Here is a 20,821-nt window from a genome sequence, read left to right as displayed (position 1 = left end):
TCTCATAAGATCCCATCAAAATGGTACCAATGTTTACCTGAACGAACTTCTCGTCTGAGCTTTAGCACTAAAAGACGTAATTCTGGAAATATAATCCAGATAGCTACGTTAAGCACGCCTTAAGCCGACGTTGCCTGTTATACCCTGTGGCGTCTCTCGACGTTTAAGGGCAGTAGCCTGTGTTCTTTTAGGAGCCTCACCTAACAAGTTTTTATAATTAAACCCTACAGGTAAAATTGGTTTTTGTCAATAAGAGGATTAATATTTGATAAAAATAATCTGTAATATAGTTAATCGTATCCCAATATAGTTGTACATTCATTATTTTGCTTCTTTTTACTTTACCAACCCATGTTTGAACGCGTATATGGCAGCTTGGGTACGATCTTCCACTTCTAATTTCGCTAAAATATTAGAAACATGTGTTTTGACTGTTTTCAAAGTAATAAACAACTCGTCAGCGATTTCTTGATTGCTCTTTCCTTCAGAGATCAACATAAGAATCTCATTTTCACGATTCGTCAAATCATCGTGCAAGATTGGCTCATTACGTCGACTCATTTTTTCCATCATTTTAGAGGTTACTTCAGGTTCAAGCACTCGTTCACCTCTTTGAGTCGCACGGATCGCATCGGCGATTTCATGGGCCGTCGATGTTTTAAGTAAGTAGCCTGTTGCGCCAGCTTCAATAGCTGGATATACTTTCTCATCATCAATAAAACTCGTAACAATAATGATTTTTGCTTCTGGCCAATCTTTGAGGATTGCTTTTGTAGATTCGATCCCGTCCATTTCTTCCATGACTAAATCCATTAGAATCACGTCCGGACGAAGTTCCATGGCTTTTTCGTAACCTTGTCGCCCATCTTCTGCTTCTCCGATCACTTCGATATCTTCTTGGATCGACAAATAGGAAGAAACCCCTAAACGTACCATTTCATGATCATCGACTAGTAATACTTTTATCATTTTTCCGCCTCCTTTATTAAAGGAACTTTGATTTCCACACTTGTCCCTTGTCCTTTGAAACTAATGATTTTTACTGTTCCACCAATACCTGCTACACGTTCTCTGATATTGTTTAGTCCGTAGCTACCGGTTTTTGTTTCATTCATATTGAAGCCAGTACCGTCATCGATCACTCGTAATAAAAGGTTATTATCGATTTTATGCAGATACACTTCTAATTCATTTGCTTTTGCATGACGCAACGTATTTGAAAGTAGTTCTTGAACGATCCGAAAGAGATGATCTTCAATCGAATCAGACAAAGTGATATCTTCAATATCCCATTTCAATGCAATTTGTATCTTGTTTTTTAATTCTTTTAATAATTGTTCAATCCCTTGTTTCAAACTTTTCTCTTCAAGGTTGACTGGTCGCAAATGTAGTAGCAACGCACGCATTTCAGATTGTGAAGCATTGATGATATCTGCTACCATTCTTAGTTGTTTACGAAACATTTCAGGCGTATCACTTTTTTCGGCTTGTTCCGTCAAAGCAGACATCATCATCATCGCTGCAAATAATTGCTGGGAAACCGAATCATGTAGCTCACGCGCTAAACGATGTCTTTCTAATTCTAAGATTTCTTCTTTTGTTTGTCCATCAACGTATTGAGGTCGACTCGTCAATATTTGAAGTTCACTTGATACTTCGATCATTTTTTCTTTGATTTTAGTGATTTCTTTTTCAATTTCTTTGACATATATATCGTCAGATGCACTTGGTAAGGAATCATTTAAAACTTTTGCTTCATAGTTACCGGAAGAAATTGCCCGTAATTGTTCTTCGATTTTCCCATAACGTGCTTTTTGTAAAAGAGAGACAATCAAAAAAACAATCAAACCGACACCTGAAGAAATCGCTAATAAGTGAAAGATCAATGGTACATATAAAATTCTGGCACTTAATAAAGTACGCCAAAAATGAGTTTGATTACTTGCGTAAAAATAAGTAAAAAATGAAAATAAAATGACGATAAATGAGGCGATCGAAGCATAAATAGCTAGCATCGGTCGAGAAAGTTTCTCAATCATGCTCGAATCACCTCAATATCCCCAAGTAATGTGTTCGTAATGATTTTTAAACGACGTGGATTTTCATCGTAATCGTTACTATAGATTTTAATCGACTCGTTCTTCAATGCAAATTGTTCTTCTTCAAATTGTACATTTCCTACTAACGTTGCATGTTCGAGACTGATTGCAATCCCTAATGGAACTAAAATGCGTGTCCGACCGATTCCTTTTCTGACGATAACGATATTATCGTCTTTAGGTAACAAGGTGTTCCCTAAATCGATGATCGTATCTCCTGAAAGTAGAGCGATATTGATATCATCCCATTCATACACATCATTACCAATTCGCTGATTACCGAATAATTGTTGTTTTTTTCGTTCATTATTGTGGGACTTCACTTGCTCTGTTTGAACCATAATGATTTGTTTTTTTCGCCAAAAAGCATTTTTTGTTAGATCGATCCCAGAAATCTCTACACCTTTAAGACCAATGAACAAGACAGCAAAGACTGCCATTACCCACAGCGCAGGACTATTGATCAAACTGAAAAAAATAACTAGTCCACCTAGTACAAATTGAAAATTTTGAAACCCCGATCTCGGTGATTTTCGCAATGCAAGATAGATATTAAAAATACCAAATAAAACTAATAGTAATAATTCAACATTATTTACGATTTGCCAAACTGCAAAGATCAATAGTAAGGCTTCTACTACTATAAAAAAGCGCCAAGAGCTATTCATCGCTATTCTCCTTTCCTTTTCATTCTCTTTTTTATCATACCTATTTTTGTTTTGAGATGCTATAGGACTTTAGATGTAACTATCGCTTTCTACAGTAAAAGGCCTGGGACTTTGTGTCATGGTCCCAGACCTTCTTGTATAGACAAACCAATAATTGATTATCTGTGTCTACATTTCAACTTATGCTTGCGCGACCTTGACGATTTTTACTTGCATATCGCCACCAGGTGTTGAAATCGTTACTTCATCATTTTTATATTTGCCGATCAAAGCTTGTGCGATCGGGGAATCATTTGAGATCTTTCCTGAGAAAGGATCTGCCTCAGCACTTCCCACGATCGTATACTCTTCTTCTTCACCATCTGGTAACTCAATGAACGTCACTGTTTTACCAATAGATACTTCATCCGAATCAACGCCATCATTGTCAATGATCTGTGCAAAACGGATCATATTCTCGATTGTCGTGATACGTCCTTCTACGAAAGCTTGTTCATCTTTAGCTGCTTCATATTCTGAGTTCTCAGATAAATCACCAAAGCCACGGGCGATCTTGATTCGTTCAATGATTTCTCCCCGTTTAACTGTTTTTAATTCTTCTAATTCTTGCTCTAATTTCGCTTTTCCTTCAAGCGTCATAGGATATACTTTTTCTACCATGTATAACTCTTCTCCTTTTTCTATGGAATACCGCAAAAGGTAATCTTTTACGGACTACAGTCCAAAAAAGATTACCATGCTTTTTCTAAAATGTAAATGTTTTTCTAAAAATAAATAAAGTTACAGATAACGCTCAATTTTAATTATTTACGTATTTTTGTACTAATTCCATATGCTCTTCATATGTTTTTGCAAAATAAACCTCACCTGTAGAGATATCTGCGACGAAATAATAATAATCATTCTCTGCAGGTTCAATCACAGCTTGAATAGCTGCTTCACTTGGGCTGTTGAATGGTCCTGGCCCATATCCCTTATTTGTATACAGATTATATGGTGAATCGACTGCCGTATCTTCATAAGAGACAAATTCTTTGTGTTCGCCTAACGCATATAAAATAGAAATATCTGATTGTAATGGCATCCCTATGTCAATCCGATTAAAGAAAACTCTAGCAATATTTTTACGGTCTGATTCAGATACGCCTTCTTTTTCGATCAATGAAGCAAGTGTCATGATTTCTTGAACCGTATGATTTTGCTGCTTGATCGTAGAGAAGTATGGTTGTAACACGGTATTCGTTTTATTGACCATCTGAATGATCAAATCTTTGAGTGACATATCTTTATAGTAATCATAAGTCGCTGGGAATAAGTAACCTTCTAAGCGATACTTGGTGTTTTCTGCCTTAGCTGCACTTTCTAATAAATCAGGATATTTTTGAGTTAACTCAGTGAAAAAGGCTTCATTTTTTAGTAGATCTAAAAATTCTTGCTTGTCTTTTCCAGTGATTTTAGCTACTCGTTCTGCAATCTGCTCTGCATCATATCCCTCTGGTATCGTGATTTTCCCATCTGCCACTTCTGTAGGTTCTGAGGTTCCACCTTCTTGGAGCTGTTTACCGATTTCATCTAACGTCATGTTAGGGGCTAATTGGTAGAAGCCAGCCTGAAAGCCAGTCATATTTTTAAATTTTGTATAATAATTAAATACGATACCGCTCTTGATGATATGGTCTTGTTCTAAAATCTCTCCGATTTGCTTATTTGAAGAGCCACTAGGGATTTCGATCGAAACCAATTGTTCATTCTCTGGGTCTAAAGGTTTTAAGCCACTATCGATATAGCGATAGACCGTAAAACCAAATACACATCCAATAATTAGCAACGTAAGCGCAATCACTAAAATAATTTTTCCTACGATTTTATCTTCTTTTTTACGTAGGTCTTTTCGCTTACTGACTACATCTGTCGAATCAGTTGCATTCTTTTGTCGTCGTCTCTTCTCATCTGGATGTTGTTTGTTTTCTGACAAAACAACTCCTCCTTACTATCAACTTCATAACTTTATTCATTATACATGAAATTCAGGCAGAGGTGAATTATTTTTAACAATTCTTATGTCAAAATTGTAAGTAGTAAATCGATTCTCTTCGGCTTAAAATAGAAAATAAAATGATTCTTATTTACTAAATAACAATAATCTGCTTCATTTAATCACTAAGCTCTTAGACAGGAAGGATTGATATACATGAACAAAAGGAAACATTTAAGAAGAAAACAAGCTTCCCATTTTTCTTTCTCTCAAAAAATCTGCTTATTCATTTTAGTCGTCACTATTGGAATCATCACTTGGTCTACCTATGAAATGGCACAGTCAAGAGTATCCGCCTCGATTCAAGTGGCAAACGATTCCCTAGATTTGACCAAAGACGAACAGGTCCTTGCCGATCAAATCGACCAATTGTTACAAAAAAATGATTATGTTGGATCTGTCTATATTCGTAAAAACAATCGAGTGATCCTTGAAAAGGGCTACGGATACGCTAACGAAGAAGCACAGCAACCAAATACTCCATCTCTGTATTATCAAATTGGTTCGATCCAAAAAGCAATGACTGCGCTACTGATTCTAAAACAAGTGGATATAGGGAAACTTTCTTTAGATACAAAACTGGCTAAATTTTATCCCCAAATCAACGGTAGCAATAAAATCACGATCAAAGATTTATTATATATGCGATCAGGATTGAAAAAAACAGCTTCTCCGACCGTACCGATGAATGACCAAGAGGTGATCCAGTTTGCCATAGACCATCTCGAATATACCAATGATCAAAGTTACAAATATGAACCATTGAATTTCACATTACTAACAGGTATTTTAATGAAATTGACCCATCAGCCATACGAAAAGTTGGTGTATGATCAAATCATCACTCCCTTACAATTGAAACAGACGACCTTCTATGACCAAGTCAAAAACACTTCAGAACACGCAGTCTCTTATCAAATGAGTCCAGACGATGATTATCATCAAGCTTTGACTGAATCTGAAACAGATATACGTAATGAATTAGGAACTGGGAATATCAGTATGTCCGTCTATGATTTGAATGAATTTTTTACAAAAGTATTAAAAGGGCAATTGATTCCAAAAGATTTACTTTTTTCTCTATGGGGAAAGAATTTGAGTGGGCGTCCATATAATGGTGGGGTCTATAGTGGAAGGGATACAATATTTGCTCAAGGAAACATCAATCGTTTCCATGCGGTATTAGCAATGAAAAAAGATACCTCTGATGCAGTTGTGCTAGAAAGTAATATCCAAGCCGATAAAAAATATAAAACAACTGCCACCGACCTTAGAGATCAGATTTATAAATTGATGGGAAATGATGAATAAGCAATGTGTTGACCTGTCATCTGTGATAATTGAATAAGAACGAAGAAAACCTTGTATAAGCAATTTGGCTTGATACAAGGTTTTCTCTGTTGTTTCCTGAATAAAGAAAATTTATTATTTTGTCGTATTTATTTCTGTTGCTAAATATTTTCTCATGCCATCAAGTATGCTATGTTTAGGTTGGTAACCTAGTGCTGAAAGCTTAGTGATATCAGCTAAAGAGTCGTGGATATCTCCTACTCTCTCCTCTTGATAATCTAACAGTAATTCAACTTCAAGAATCTGATTGATTGTCTGGATCAACTCAAGTAAAGTTGTACTGTTCCCCGTTCCAACATTGAATTGTTGCCCTAGTGCTTTTTCTTCTTTAGAAACAAGTAATAAAGCTTGCACAACATCTTCAACATAGACAAAATCTCTTGATTGACTGCCATCGCCGAATAAAGTAAATGACGCTTTTTCATCAGCAAGTTGCTTTTTATAGCGATCCACTAAAATCGAGATCACCCCACTATATGGCGAATTTGGATTTTGATTTGGACCGTATACGTTGAAGAAACGTACCGCAGTTCCTGGCACATCATACAAATGGCAATAATCAAGTACATATTGTTCAGCGGCAAATTTATCAATAGCATAAGGCGTCAACGGTCGAATAACTGACTCTTCTTTTTTAGGTAGTGTTGGTTCATCTCCATAAACAGCTGCAGAAGAGCTAAATACAATACGCTTTAAATTTGGCTGATACTTACGAATCAACTCAAGTAACATCAAGACACTATCAAAATTCACTCGATGAGTTTCCAATGGACGTTCAACGGAATCAGCAACACTAGCTATAGCAGCTAAATGGAAGATATAGTCAAACTGGTGATTGTTCAATAGCTCTTCCATTACTTTTTCATCAGCTACATCCTCCTCAACGAAGACAATGTTTTTGGTAGAATCAAGATTTTCTTTATTTCCCATAGATAGATCGTCAATAACGACCACTTTATTATTTTCACTCAAATGATTGGCTAGTGTAGAACCGATAAAGCCGGCTCCACCAGTTATTAAAATAGAATTCATTTGAACTCACTCCTCTATTTTTGATATTTTTATTTTCTTGAATGTACCATGCGTTTACCAGTCTTTAAAAGACCTTTTACGATGTCCATATTAACAAATAATAAAGCAATTAAGCAAACTAATTCTAATCCAATCAACAATAACCCATCGAATAAAAAGATCAATGCAACTTGGGCGGCCAAAACTACATGATTTAATACGATATTCCATACATTTATATTTACAGTGATAAATTTACTTGTATCATAAATTCGAATCATCCAACCAACAAACAAGCTGATCATCGAAGCAAATCCAACCCCTATCAAGCCAAAAGATGAAATGAAAAGAAAGTTAAGTATGACACTCAGTAAACCGGAAATCAATGAAGTATTCATCAATCCTTTTGTTTTCTTTTCTGCAATATAAAACTGTCCATAGAAACCGATAAATCCAGAATAAATAGCAGAAATCAATAAAAACGGAGTGACTTGCCAACTGATAAAAAATGAACTTTGGACTAAATTACCTAAAAGCCACTTTAAAATCACCATGATCGATGAAGCTGTAAAAAATAGCAAAAATGAATAATATTTAAAAATATTTGCATGAAATTCTCCACGAGATTCTGAGTCTCGCTCGTCAACAAGAGAAATCTGCCATGCTTGTGAGAAAACAGACTGCATCATAGAGATAACAGAAGGTATTTTATTAGCGACAGCATAGATTCCGTTTGCGCTTACTCCAAGAAAATACAAAATAAAGTATCGACTTGCACTATTGACAAACCACCATAAGACATCATTAGGAATAGTCGGAATCGAAAAAACTAGCATCTCTCTCATAAAAGATTTATTAATAAGTTTAACAGAAAAATCTTTAAAATATGGTGTTGTACATGCAAGATAAATGAAGGAAATGATTTCCGCAAGTATCAATGATATCAAATATCCATTCAATCCCATTTTTAATACTACCAGGAAGTAAATATTCAATAATCCGATCGCTAGAGTTTTGATCATACCATTAAAAGCAAAAATACGAACTTGTCCGTTACCTCTAGCAAATTGTGCAATGATTTGTGTAAATACTTGAAATGCCAGTAAAAACATAAATGCTAGAAGTATTTGATCAAAAGCACCAGTCATTGCCAATAATGGGTAACATAACGCTGTAATCACAATCCCAATTATTGCAATGATCGTAGCATTTGTTACGACTGATTTTTTATCTACATCTTTGTCCAGTGCAAATCTTAAAACAGCAACAGATATTCCTCCTGAAACAATTGGGATCAATAGGCTGACAGTTGTCGTAACTAAGTCAACCTTCCCATATTCTTGTGTAGTTAGATAATATGTATAAAGTGGAACCAATACGAATGATATTAGTTTACTCCCTAAATTACCTACTGCGAATATGAAAGAATTCCCGACTAATTTTTTGTATTTACTCATACTTCTTTTACGACCTTTCAGAATAAATTTGAGTTTGATATCGTGCCAAAAGTATTCTGTTTATTTCCGAAGAAACTACTTCTGGCATGCCCTTTGACCAAGTTTAAAAAGCCCTATGAACCTCTATTTATTCAGTTTTAGAGGTCCATAGGTGCCTAAATTAACGTTTGTAACAACCCCAAACTCTGTCTTGTCTATAACTAACTACTTAGACATCTCAATCAACAAACGATCTCCTAATGTTTTACTTGCATGACCAGATTCGGAAATATTCAAGCCTTGTTTAAATTCTTCCATTTTAGCTAGATACTCGTCCAAATCAAAATTCTCAATACCTTCAATGAATGTTTCTTGACTTCTAATCAACGGAAATGGCAAGTCTGCTAAATCCATTACTAGACCTCTATTTTCTAGATATTGGTCATAATCATACGCATAGATAAAACACTTTTTGTTAGATACTAATGCTTCACCGATAGTTGAAGAATAATCTGTGATCAATACATCTGTTGCGCACAACAATTCTTGCATATCATTATAGTCAGAAGCATCAATAAGAGTAGAGTTATCTAATTCTCCTAAAATCTGTTTTTTATTCTCCGTATCATTTGGATGAAGACGGATAAGCATCTGATAGTCGATGCCAAATTTATCTGAGAAAGCTTTTCTAACTTGCTCCAAAAAATCTGGACTGACTTTTATCAGTTCTCCTGCTCTAAAGGTCGGTGCGTATAAAACAATTTTTTGGTCTGTTGGAATTTGATAATACTCATACACTTTACGGATGATAGTGGGATCGTTATTGACGATCACGTCATTTCTAGGAACACCTTCTCTAAAAATTTCTCCCTCATACCAGAACATTTTACCGATATCTTTAAATAGATCAGAGCTTTCAAAAACCAATAGATCGCACATTTGAGAATCTTTTTTGGCTAATTTTACATATCTTGGTTTTAATTTACCAGCTGCATTATTCTCGATTCGCTTGAGTCCGAATCCAGCATGCCAGGTCTGGAGATAAAACTGTCCTTTTCTTTTGGGTGGATAAAAGCTTTTACGACAATTGTCGATCCAAATCTTAGCCGTGAACATCTCAATCAATGCTCGAACTGATTTATTTTTCACTAACCTTATCGTATCTGGAAATAGATCTGCTTGATGTTGAAGGACTTCTGGCTTACATAACCAAACAATGTCTAAATCATTTTTTTGGGATAGTAAATATTCACAAATATACTTAGGATTATCTCCATAACCTTTTCCAAAATAGCTAGAAACAACGATTTTATTTCTTTTTAAAGGTTGCATGACTAAAAATGGATAACAACAATAAAAAACAGCGTATCTTCCTACTCGCAAGAAGAGACTTTTGACTACAAAAATCATCCGATCGATTTTATTTTTAAGCGACGCTATCATATAACTTTTCCTCACATTCTTATTGATTCATTCCATCGCTTGCTTTTAGCTTCCCGATTACTTCACCAAGTAAAAACCAGAATAAGAATGCGCCAGAAATATTCACAAGAATCATTTCATTATGGAAAAATCCAGAAAATGCTAATGCAAAAATACCACAAATACAATAAATCATTCGTGTACCAAATAAATTAGTGATTGGTTTGAATAAAAGGGTGATGATACGAGCTGCTTTACTAACGATGAAAGCAACAAATGTTAGACCACCTAATATCCCAGTAGATGCTAGAGTATTCAAATACGCATTGTGTACAGAAAAATTACGTTGTGCAATATAAGTATTTGGTAAAACATCTTGTGCATAAGCAATCATATTTTTAGGGGAAGTACCAAATAACCAACTTGATTGAAAAATCTCTACAGCACTTTTCCAAATAGTAAAACGTAAATTAGATACATCTGTACTTTGTGCCACATCGGGCCTTGTTAAGTTGACTCTACCTGCTGTAATTCCAGTTTGTTTTTTCTCAAAAAACTGTGGAAAATATGACCATCCGATTTTGATCAACTGAGCTCCGCCAAAAACAATGGCCATAACAGCCACCCCACTTACTATTGAAAGCAAGATGTTTAAAAGAAGGTTCATTTTTTTCTTTAATTGATACTGATACATCGAAAAGAAAACAAAAACAAAAGTTGTCACTAATAAAGTAATCAAGCCATTTCTAGAACCTGATAAAATGATGTAACTGATATTTAAGAAGATTGAAAAATACACACCTGTCAACAACCATTTGTTTGAATATTTCTTACTAAAGATATAATACAAGCTAAGAAAGATCGTTACTACACACATCACGGAACCATAGTTTGGATCAGAAAATACACCAAATAGTCTACCTTCCAACATACCTATTCTAAGGGGATTGACTCTGCTTAATTGGACTGAATAATTGTACTGAGTCAAAAACATCCCTAATGAAACGACTACTAAACTAGTCCAAATCACTATCAATGTTCCACTTATGATCGATAATAAGTGATCGGCCTTATTTCTATCACTGCTGATTCCATTGTCATAGACAATAAAGAAATATAATGCTTGCCATACAATAAATTTGAGATTACCAAATATACCGTACTTCATGTTTATCAAGCTAGAAATACACATGATAACGATAAATAAAAGTAGCAAGATATCATATGTCCAACGATTTTTTTTCAATACTCTAGTAAAAAAATCAGCTAATAATACAATTGAACCAAATATCGCTAATATCGAAAACAGTACACTATCAATTGTAGAAGGAAGTAAACTGTACGCACCAACTGCTCTACTGATGAGCAGGACCAATAACCCTACTATAAAAATATTTTTACCTTTTTGAAGATAATCATCTTTTTTTGTTTCCATAAAACTCATTCTTCTCCTGTCACATTCATTTTTAAGCCATCAACTATTTTTCTTAGTTACATAATTATATTTTATCTTGGCTAATGTATCATAACATAAATTACTTATCATTAATGCAAGCATCGACAGTTTTCGACTTTTAGTGAATATTGGATTTTTCATTACAAACATGAAATTCGATTTTAAAAATTTCACTAGCGGTTTTCTGATTTCTTTTGATTCACTATTATCACTGATCGCTATCTTATCTAAAACATCAAAATATGCCCAACATATTCTACGATGGATCGAATCTGAAAGTTCTGGGTAAGCGTTCTTCACTAACTCACCATTTTTTTCCCATGCTTCAATCACATCAAAATTTTTAGTCGAAAAAGACAATCCAGTAATACTGTCATTTCTTCGATAATAATAATATTTTTGTTCAGTATTAGTAACTATCCTATCACATTGAAGTAATAGATCCATAATTATAAAAGCATCTTCTACAATTTTCCCAATAGGATAGCGTACAGTGTCGAAAAGTTCTTTTTTATAAAGTTTATTGACTGCATACGCGTATACATCTGTACTATCTAGAACAGCTTTTATCGCATCTTTTTGATCTAGAACTTCAACTAATTTTAAGTTATTGACCTTTGTTTCTTTGTTTTCATACACATCGATCATGCCTATTGTAGCTATATCCGCATCATAATCCAGTAACTGATCATACAATATTTCAAACATATCTTCAGCAATATAATCATCACTATCAATAAATCCTAAATACTTTCCTTTAGCCATCTCAATACCCGCATTACGAGCACTACTCAATCCGCCATTTTCTTTATGAATGACCTTTATACGTTTATCTTGAACCGCATATTCGTCACATATTTTCCCACTATCATCTGGAGAACCATCATCGACTAAAATAATTTCAATATCAGTAAAAGTTTGTGCAATAATAGAATCAACACATTTTTTTAAATACTTCTCTACTTTATATACAGGCACGATTATACTAATTGTACACATTAAACTTCATCCTTAACTAATTTTACTGTGTGAGCTAAAGATTCTTCAAGTGTAAATGCTGAATTCCACCCAGTTTCCTTGAGTTTTTGATTGTCTAAGATTGCTGTATTTGCTTTTGAGAAACCTTTTTTTTCAGTTTCATCAGGCAATTCAAAGATAACTTTTTTATTGTTTATTTCTGCCAATTTTCCCGCAAGATCTCTTAATTGCATGTCAAAAGCCTCTTCTGATACATTATACGCTTCTCCGTTTTTACCGTGGATCATCAAATGGAGGATGGCAGAGACTGCATCACCAACATAAATATAAGAAAAATACTGTTTGCCTTCACTTTTTAAAACGATATCTTCTTCTCGAGCTGCATTCAAAATAAATTGTGAAGAAGCTTTTGAATCAGATAATAACATCGTAGGTCCAAATGTACGGCATAATCTTGGTATGACAATATCTAGATCATGTTTAGCGATATACGCTTGACACAAGGATTCACTGACTCTCTTACCTTCAGGATAACCGGCTCTTAGCGTATTACAATCGATATAGCCACAGTAGTCTTCCTTAAATTTATCTACATCTCCTCTATTTTCCCCATATATTTCTACAGTAGATAAAAATAGTGTGCGTGTAGCATTCGTAGCTACTGCGTGCTTTAAGACTTGTTCCGTGCCAGCTAAATTAGTCATGATCGTCCCAATAGGATCTGTCGCATAGGCTCTAGGATGCGTATTACTAGCTCCATGAATGATGTAATCAGCTTTGATAGAAGGATCTAAAGGTTCAGTAACATCCCCTTCTACGATTTGAAAATTATTACTTGATTGATACTTTTCAAATCGTGCTTCTAGCTTCTTACGATTTCTCCCCATCGCATATACTTTAATATCGATTCCTAAATGATCATTTGCTAACATGATCGTATCGACTAAAAACGATCCGACCATTCCAGATGCACCAATCATCAAAAGTGATTTTCCATTTAAGTCTTTGATACCCTCAACGTGGTCGATCACTTTTTGCAAATCATTTATATATAGCGGATTTGTATTTAAAGCCATCTATCTCACCACCTAGTCTTTCATTTTTAAGTATGCTTTGAATAAATCTAAATCTTCTCTAGTTGTCAATTTGATATTTTTGTCTGAACCAGCAGCAAAATAAAGTGTTTCACCTAGATCCACCATCATCGTATTTGTATAAGAAGAATCCGTCATACCAATATTCTCTTTTACTGCTCGATCATATGCAGCTCGCAATTTACCATACTGATATGCTTGTGGTGTCGAAACACGTCGCAACGTATTACGATCCACATATTGTTCCGTCGTTTCTTCTGTTTTTTTGATAAAAATCTGTTCATTATAAGGAAGTGAAGTGACACCATTTCCAAATTCCTTACATTTTACGATGACATCAGACAGAACAAGTTCATCAACTAATGGACGAATGCCGTCATGAATGATGATCGTGTCATCGTCCTCAGAATAATCCCTTAAGAATTGTACACCATTATTAATCGATTCTTGACCTTTTGAACCACCAGTAATCACCCACTGAACTTTACTGATATTGAATTCCTTGATGTACGCCCACATCGTTTCTTCCCAACCTGATTTACAAACCACTAATATTCGATCAATTTGTGGATGGTGTTGGAATGATTCCAAGGTATAAATAATAATCGGTTTTCCTTCAATATTGATAAATTGTTTTGGGATATCTTGTCCCATTCTTTTGCCCACTCCACCGGCGATAATAACAGCTGTAATCATTCGATTTAAATTCCTTCCCTTTACAAGTACATGAAGTATTTGTCATATTTAATGTTCTAATAATAATCCAGTGTCAAACTGCATTCAACCTTTTACATTTTCTCACAACTACCAATAAGTTTCAATGTTTTCTATATTATGCCAGGTAAAATGTCCTAACGACAAACATTTATCTAGTTAAATTTTTACGCACTAGAAAGAACCAGGAACATAAAATAGTTGATCTTTTCATGTCCCTGGTTTTATTGTATTAGTTTACTTTTTTTACATAGGCTTGATTTGCTGTAATGTAACCATCCGCTGTTTTCAATCTTGGCATACCTGATGCGGTATATTCAATACCTTCGATTGTCAAAATCGTCCCTTTTTTAATTGCATTTCCTTTTTGAGTAAAGTTCAGATCCTTATAATAATGGTCATCTACCAAAAGTTGCACTTTATTTGGATTGGTCACAAAGTAGTTGTTATTGCTATTTGCTGCAGCTGTCACATATGTTTTATTTGCTGTGATATACCCATTGGCAGTTTTTAATCTAGGAACTCCTGTAGTTGTAAATTCTACACCTAATACATCGATTACTCTACCTTTTGGAATAGTCGCCCCAGGATTATTAAAAGCAAGATCCGAATAATAACGATCCTCTTTTAACATAATGATTTTCCTTGGGTTTTCTATGAAATAGTTATCACTATTAGAAACTAATGTCATAACATAAGATTTATTTGCTGTCACATAACCTTTGGCTGTTTTTAAACGTGGGATGCCACTAGTAGTGAAGACGATATCTTGCACTTTGATCACTTCATCTTTTAAGACAGGATCGCCTTTTTGGCTGAATGAAACATCTTTATAGTAACTATCGTTCTTCTTCATGACTACTTGATTGATATTGCTATAGTAATAATCGTTGATGTTACTTGGCACTTCTTGTACGTAACTTTTATTCGCAGTTAAATAGCCTTTTGGTGTAATCAAACGTGGGACTGCATTTTCACGATATTCAACCCCGGTTACATTTACCAAGGTTCCTTTATTGACCGACGCTCCTTTATGCAAAAACTCAGGGTCCCGATAATAGGCGTCATTTGCTTTTAAAACAACCTGTGTCGGACGCATCGTGTAGTAATTATCAATGCCAGATACTGTAGCGATCACGTAGTCTTTATTAGCAGTATAATAGCCTTTATTTGTCTTGAGACGAGGAATCCCACTTTTAGTTTTTTCGATACCTGTTACTTTTATGACTGTACCGGTTGGGACAGATTCACCTGCTGTCGAAAACTCAACGTCTTTATAATATTGATCATTTTTTAAAGTAATGATTTGACCAGGATTTGCTGTATAATATAAATCTGACATTTCTAAAAATTGTTCAACTATATTTTTATTAGCTGTTAAATAACCATTCTTTGTTTTAAGACGGAAAATGCCTGATTGGGTATACGCTAGATCCTCTACTTCTACAATGGTACCTTTTGACACTTTATTCAAACGTTGCTTGAAGTCTGTGTCTGCGTAATAATAATCATCTGCTTTTAAACGAACTTTTTTAGGATTCGTTGTGAAGTATGAATCGATATTGCTCTGAGCCGCAACTACATATGATTTATTCGCCGTTAAGTAGCCTTTATCTGTATACAATCGAGGGATACCGCTAGCAGTTGTCTGAATACTTTTTACAGTCACAAGAGTATTTTTTTTGACTCTAAGACCTGGATCAGTAAAATTCACATCATTGTAAAAGTTATCATCTTGTTTGACAATGACTCTACCTGGATTGGTTGTATAATATTTACTTAGATCTGGACCGGGATTAGGCGCACTGAAAAATGCACTGTAACTCATTGAGATATCAAATGGTCTGTTTTCATAATTAGCAATCCCAGGGAAGTGCATATTAGAAGACCACTGCCACGCGCCATGGTCATTGTTCCATTGCATTGATTGATCTGGTGAATAAGGGTATTGCGCTACCCATACCCGATCTTTACCGAAAGCCGAAGTATTGATATATCCGTTAGTGATCCAATATTTTCCTATATATAGAGCTGCATTAGAAAAACCTTTTGCCTGTAGTTGTCTGTTAAAAGCTAGCGAATTATTATGTGCGTCTCTTCCGTTGTTAATCAACGTAGGGTCTTCTGCGTCGTTGAACATGATCGTATTCTTATTTAATCCCAATCGATTTGCAGCATCAGCAAAATAATTTGCTTCGGCTTGTGCAGTTTGGGCTGATGTATATAAACTGTAATGGTAGGCAGAAACTGTCAAGCCAGCAGCTTTTGCATTGTTAATTTGATTCTCAGCATAAGGGTTAGTGTATGAAGTTCCTTCTGTTAATTTCACCGATACAGATGTCACACCATAACTTTTTATTTTTTGGTATTCAGCTACTGAAATATTTCCATTCCAACTAGCTACATCTATAAAATGTTTACCTGGAAGATTAGGATTGTTCGCATAAACTTTGTCAATCACTGATGCTGCTCGCAAAGATATCCCACCAGATTGCATTGCATACGTACCTTTTTTATGGTTTGTTCCTTGTTTACCAACTTCGACATCTTCAGTTGATTGTTGTTTTGCAGCCTCATCAGTTGATTCTGTCGTTTCTTGGTTTGTAGAGCTACTCTCGGTTGTTGAAGAACTATCTCCAGTTTCTGTTGTAGTCGAACTATTTTCTACGGACTCACTTGACTCATCCGTAGTGGTAGAGCTCTCTGATATTGTTTCTGTAGTAGCAGTACTCTCTTCTACATTCTCAGTTGAGCTGCTCGATGTACTTCCCGCTGTATCTTCGGTAGTGGTATCACTTTGTTGGACAGCTGAAATATCTTTACCTGTTTTGGCTTTTGAAAACTGAATTTCATTTGCAGACATACTAGGAGCAAAACCATTCAATAGCATTGTGCACAAAAGTGTTCCTGACAAGATCTTTTTAATGCTGATTTTTCTGGGCAACATTCTTGTATTTTTCTTCACCATTTAATTCTCCTTATTTTTATTATGTCTTTTTTTGTATGATACTTTTGTATCAAGAACAACAGCCTCGTGATGGGGTTGCCGATCTTCTATTGGAGGTAGTTCCATATATTCTCCAAAAACTTGTTTCAAATAGCGATCATAACCGATTGGAATCGGCATCTTGACATCTTCAAAAGGGACAAAAACTGCAGATTTAAAATCATCCAACTTATAAATATTACCCATATATTTTGGCCCGACACACAACTCTGTCACATACTTTGTTGAACCAAATGGATATTTACTCATTTGTTTTTCAGCGAAACGCCAAATCTTATATCGTGCTTTTTTAGAGCTAAAGATATTCAGAAGTACTCTGCTTCCAGTAGCTAAAAGCCCCCCATGTTTTTCTGGTACTACTTGTGAGCAGAATAAAGCATAGATCAATGCCCATATTTTTTGAATCTTTTGTTTATATCTGCTTTCTGGTGCACCATCTAATGGAAAAATGTCGATAGGAATACCATGTGGGATATCCATATTTTCTTGGTACGTTTTTACAAACGTTGTTTCTGTATCACGAATAGTCATAAACGAATTATGATCATTGTAATCTAATGAAGCAAATAATAACGGATAACGATCCTTATTTGCATGTTTGTTCCAAAGGATCTTTAGTTTCTCGTAGTCTTGTCTAGGCATAAAAAAATCTAAGTCATCATCCCAAGGTATGAATCCCTGATGACGAATCGATCCAATACAGCCACCGCCACAAAAATAACATACCAATCCATTCTCATTACAAAATTCAACAAAGTACTTTGACATTTCAAGTACGACTTTTTGCACATTTTTTAGTTCTACATCATTACTATACATTATTACAGCCTCATCCATTTTTAATTTCTTATATATTTTCGCACAAGCGTGTGTTTTTTACAAGTTGCCATTTGGTTAAAAAACATTACGAAAAAGCACGCTCAACTGATTGAGCGTGCTTTTTAATACGATCGTTTTAAGAAAGCCATCAATCCTGGCATCTTTTCTTCTACAAAACTACCTATTCTAACAGCCGATAAAAAAATCGGTGCAGGTAATTTATACAGAAGCTTCGTAACCTTTTTAGCCGTTGAATCTGTCAAAGCTATATTTTTAGCTTCAAGAATCACCGGATCAGCTAAAACTTTTTTTGCTTCTCTGTTTTTTTCTTTAGATGTTTGATCGGAATTGCCATAAATAGAAAAAATCACTGAAGTCGTTCCTTTTAATAAAAGTGCAGCCATTCCGGGTTTGTTTATTTGATTTGTTACATCGTTTGCTATCAAATAAAATTCTTTGAAGGTTTGAAATTTATTAGGATAATATTTATTAGTGATACCCTTTCCTCCAACGAATTCATACGTATATTCAACGATTGGATTCATGACCACATATTGGCAATGTTGATAGTATTCTAAATTAAAGATACGATCTTCGCAGCTACGGTAATTTCTAAATCGAATATTTTGTGCTATGACTATATCTCTGCGATAGCACTTATTCCATACCACATACATTAGTTGTTGATTCATCAAATGATACATGTCTTCTAAAAATGTTTCATGGCTTCGATAAATGGAATCAGGTACCTGATTCACTTTTTCGGATACTACTTTTTCATTATCCATCGTTCTAAAAAGAAAAGAGCTGACTATCAAATCTGTCTGCGGATGATTGGTAAGTAGTTGATCATAGTTCTTTAAAATCGATTTGCTCGGTTCATCATCGGCATCAAATAATAAAATATAAGAACCCTTTGCCTGTTCAATACCAATATTTCTTGCAATACCTGGGCCATTATTCTCCGTTGTTATCAATTGAAAAATTGGATTTCCTTCAGTCAATGTGACAATCATTTTTTCAGTATCATCTGTTGAACCATCGTTGACGATGATCACTTCATAATCATCGTAGTCCAATGTCTGTAATGTTTTGATCGTTTTTTTTATCGTGGATTGCGCATTATAGACTGGCACAATAATGCTAAATTTTGGTTCTATCATTTTATGTGCCTCCCGATCTAGCGATAAATTCGTTCTTTTGGAAAATCTATTTCCTGCAGTGAACTAGCATTTTCATCCTCTTCTAACCCTTGGGAAGACATTTTATCAAAAAGGATCTTGATCGTTTGCAATAAAATCTTTAGATCCATCATTAACGAATATTTTTTGATATACAACAAATCAAAGCGTAACTTGCTGTTATAGTCAGAAACATATTTTCCATAAACTTGGGCATAGCCGGTGATGCCTGCACGGACATTATGTCTCAAATAGTAATAAGGATTTTCTGCATTGAATTGATCCACAAAAAAAGGTCTTTCTGGGCGTGGTCCGACAATCGACATGTCGCCTTTTAACACATTAAAAATCTGTGGCAATTCATCAAAACGTACAGCACGGATAAATTTACCGACCGGTGTTACTCGAGCATCATTACTTTTCGCTAAGACAGGCCCTGATTTTGCTTCCGCTGTCGCTGTCATTGACCGGAATTTATAGATTGAAAATTCTTTTTGATTTTTAGTGATACGGACTTGTTTATAGATCACTGGTCCTGGTGAAGTCACTTTGACTAGTATTGCTGTAAGCAACATGAAAGGTGATGCAAGGATCAGTAAGATAAAGGAGATGATAATATCGAATAATCGTTTGAACAATTCATCTTCTGGTTGTATCTTGAAACCAGATGCTTCAATGATACTTTCATCTTCAAAGTTCATGATATTTGGATTGATCATTGTTAAGTTCTCAAAAGTCGTATTCAAGAATAATTTTTTTTCTTTCTTAGTGATCAATTGATAGATTTTGATTTTTTCATTTTCTTCAATATGTGATGACAAGTAGACGATATCGATCGTATCGATCATCTTCTTGATGTTCTCATAATAGTTATCGATAACGACCGCTTCAACTTTATGTTTATTATTTTTTTTAGATTGGAAATTTTGGATTGCTGGAGCAACATCTTTTTCAAGTCCAACGATCACTACTTTTTTGTCTCTACTGACTTTCAAATATAATTTGTAGACCAAAATACGGTATAAGCTCAGTAAAATTGTTCCAACTACCAAAGATAAAAGAATAACTGCCCGTGGAAAGGCAAACCATCGACCAGCGAAAGTTACCACCATTACGCCTAAAGACATCAATACTTGCCCTATTACGGTCACAAATATAATGTCACTGATCATTCGATTATAAAAGACGTATGCCCCTAATAAAATATTTAAGACGATAAAGATAATAGATATAAACACTGCAGAATGTTGAAAGGTCTCAAAATTCCGTGTGGGAATTTCTCCTTGAAATTTCAATAAGAAACTTATATATATTGCTGCATTGTAAACTAAGACATCCAGCATGATAATGAATATCCGACGAGCAGCATTCCATTCTCCATTTTTATTCATGTATACACTCCTAACCACAAAATAATACCTCTATCATCTTACCATAGCACACTTTAAAAACATAGTGGATAACCAAATTGTAACCTAATTTCAAAGTTTCTCTTAGTAGCTTTAGCAACACTGTTGTGTCAAAAACAGTCCCCATAAAATATGCCTTCAA

17 protein-coding genes and 1 riboswitch are annotated in these 20,821 nt (G+C 34.8%); of the genes, 1 reads left to right on the top strand and 16 read right to left on the bottom strand.

Translation table 11 applies throughout. From position 1 onward, the window contains the following. Window positions 1-39 precede the first annotated feature (39 nt). A riboswitch (M-box (ykoK) riboswitch) is annotated at window positions 40-215 on the bottom strand. 121 nt (window positions 216-336) lie between these two features. From IGK77_RS04595 to mltG, 5 genes are all read right to left on the bottom strand, one after another. Further along, complete coding sequence (locus IGK77_RS04595) at window positions 337-969, bottom strand: response regulator transcription factor (protein ID WP_071865970.1); 633 nt, start codon at window positions 967-969, stop codon at window positions 337-339. Then, window positions 966-2,039, bottom strand: coding sequence for a two-component system sensor histidine kinase LiaS (liaS, locus tag IGK77_RS04590; protein WP_019723158.1), 1,074 nt, complete (start codon window positions 2,037-2,039; stop codon window positions 966-968). The genes IGK77_RS04595 and liaS overlap by 4 nt, the downstream gene beginning before the upstream one ends. Continuing rightward, window positions 2,036-2,767: a cell wall-active antibiotics response protein LiaF gene (gene liaF / locus IGK77_RS04585; RefSeq protein WP_019723159.1), complete on the bottom strand. Its 732-nt coding sequence runs from the start codon at window positions 2,765-2,767 to the stop codon at window positions 2,036-2,038. The genes liaS and liaF overlap by 4 nt, the downstream gene beginning before the upstream one ends. A gap of 180 nt (window positions 2,768-2,947) precedes the next feature. Then, on the bottom strand, window positions 2,948-3,427 hold the full coding sequence (greA, locus tag IGK77_RS04580) for a transcription elongation factor GreA (protein ID WP_010735922.1): 480 nt from the start codon (window positions 3,425-3,427) through the stop codon (window positions 2,948-2,950). A gap of 139 nt (window positions 3,428-3,566) precedes the next feature. Continuing rightward, window positions 3,567-4,742 (bottom strand): endolytic transglycosylase MltG, encoded by a 1,176-nt coding sequence (gene mltG, locus IGK77_RS04575; RefSeq protein WP_071865969.1) that lies wholly within the window; start codon window positions 4,740-4,742, stop codon window positions 3,567-3,569. A gap of 216 nt (window positions 4,743-4,958) precedes the next feature. Between mltG and IGK77_RS04570 the strand changes: the two genes are divergently transcribed. Beyond that, window positions 4,959-6,113, top strand: a complete 1,155-nt coding sequence (locus IGK77_RS04570; RefSeq protein WP_071865968.1) for a serine hydrolase domain-containing protein — start codon at window positions 4,959-4,961, stop codon at window positions 6,111-6,113. Between the two features lie 114 nt (window positions 6,114-6,227). Here IGK77_RS04570 and IGK77_RS04565 read toward each other — a convergent pair whose 3' ends face one another. The 11 genes from IGK77_RS04565 to IGK77_RS04515 form a co-directional block, all read right to left on the bottom strand. Continuing rightward, window positions 6,228-7,184 (bottom strand): NAD-dependent epimerase/dehydratase family protein, encoded by a 957-nt coding sequence (locus IGK77_RS04565; RefSeq protein WP_074799776.1) that lies wholly within the window; start codon window positions 7,182-7,184, stop codon window positions 6,228-6,230. Between the two features lie 29 nt (window positions 7,185-7,213). Further along, complete coding sequence (locus IGK77_RS04560) at window positions 7,214-8,620, bottom strand: lipopolysaccharide biosynthesis protein (RefSeq protein ID WP_071865966.1); 1,407 nt, start codon at window positions 8,618-8,620, stop codon at window positions 7,214-7,216. Between the two features lie 204 nt (window positions 8,621-8,824). Then, a complete protein-coding gene (locus tag IGK77_RS04555) occupies window positions 8,825-10,042 on the bottom strand; it encodes a CDP-glycerol glycerophosphotransferase family protein (protein ID WP_074799777.1) in 1,218 nt (405 codons plus the stop codon). A gap of 19 nt (window positions 10,043-10,061) precedes the next feature. Beyond that, on the bottom strand, window positions 10,062-11,456 hold the full coding sequence (locus IGK77_RS04550) for an O-antigen ligase family protein (RefSeq protein WP_256209270.1): 1,395 nt from the start codon (window positions 11,454-11,456) through the stop codon (window positions 10,062-10,064). A 39-nt stretch (window positions 11,457-11,495) separates the two neighbouring features. Continuing rightward, the gene (locus IGK77_RS04545; RefSeq protein WP_071865963.1) at window positions 11,496-12,476 is read right to left on the bottom strand and encodes a glycosyltransferase family 2 protein; all 981 of its coding nucleotides are present in this window, start codon (window positions 12,474-12,476) and stop codon (window positions 11,496-11,498) included. Beyond that, on the bottom strand, window positions 12,476-13,531 hold the full coding sequence (locus IGK77_RS04540) for an NAD-dependent epimerase/dehydratase family protein (protein ID WP_074799779.1): 1,056 nt from the start codon (window positions 13,529-13,531) through the stop codon (window positions 12,476-12,478). Before IGK77_RS04540 ends, IGK77_RS04545 begins: the two co-directional genes overlap by 1 nt. Before the next feature lie 12 nt (window positions 13,532-13,543). Continuing rightward, window positions 13,544-14,245 (bottom strand): IspD/TarI family cytidylyltransferase, encoded by a 702-nt coding sequence (locus IGK77_RS04535; RefSeq protein ID WP_071865961.1) that lies wholly within the window; start codon window positions 14,243-14,245, stop codon window positions 13,544-13,546. Between the two features lie 250 nt (window positions 14,246-14,495). Continuing rightward, the gene (locus tag IGK77_RS04530) at window positions 14,496-17,231 is read right to left on the bottom strand and encodes a DUF5776 domain-containing protein (protein WP_373865787.1); all 2,736 of its coding nucleotides are present in this window, start codon (window positions 17,229-17,231) and stop codon (window positions 14,496-14,498) included. After that, window positions 17,232-18,089, bottom strand: a complete 858-nt coding sequence (locus tag IGK77_RS04525) for a LicD family protein (protein WP_074799780.1) — start codon at window positions 18,087-18,089, stop codon at window positions 17,232-17,234. A gap of 122 nt (window positions 18,090-18,211) precedes the next feature. After that, window positions 18,212-19,252 (bottom strand): glycosyltransferase family 2 protein, encoded by a 1,041-nt coding sequence (locus tag IGK77_RS04520; RefSeq protein WP_071865959.1) that lies wholly within the window; start codon window positions 19,250-19,252, stop codon window positions 18,212-18,214. 17 nt (window positions 19,253-19,269) lie between these two features. Next, complete coding sequence (locus IGK77_RS04515) at window positions 19,270-20,661, bottom strand: sugar transferase (protein ID WP_071865958.1); 1,392 nt, start codon at window positions 20,659-20,661, stop codon at window positions 19,270-19,272. Window positions 20,662-20,821: the final 160 nt, after the last annotated feature.

The organism is Enterococcus sp. DIV0806c (genome assembly GCF_051710905.1).
Taxonomy (GTDB): Bacteria; Bacillota; Bacilli; order Lactobacillales; family Enterococcaceae; genus Enterococcus_B; species Enterococcus_B mundtii.
This window is presented reverse-complemented; position numbering and strand designations above follow the sequence as displayed.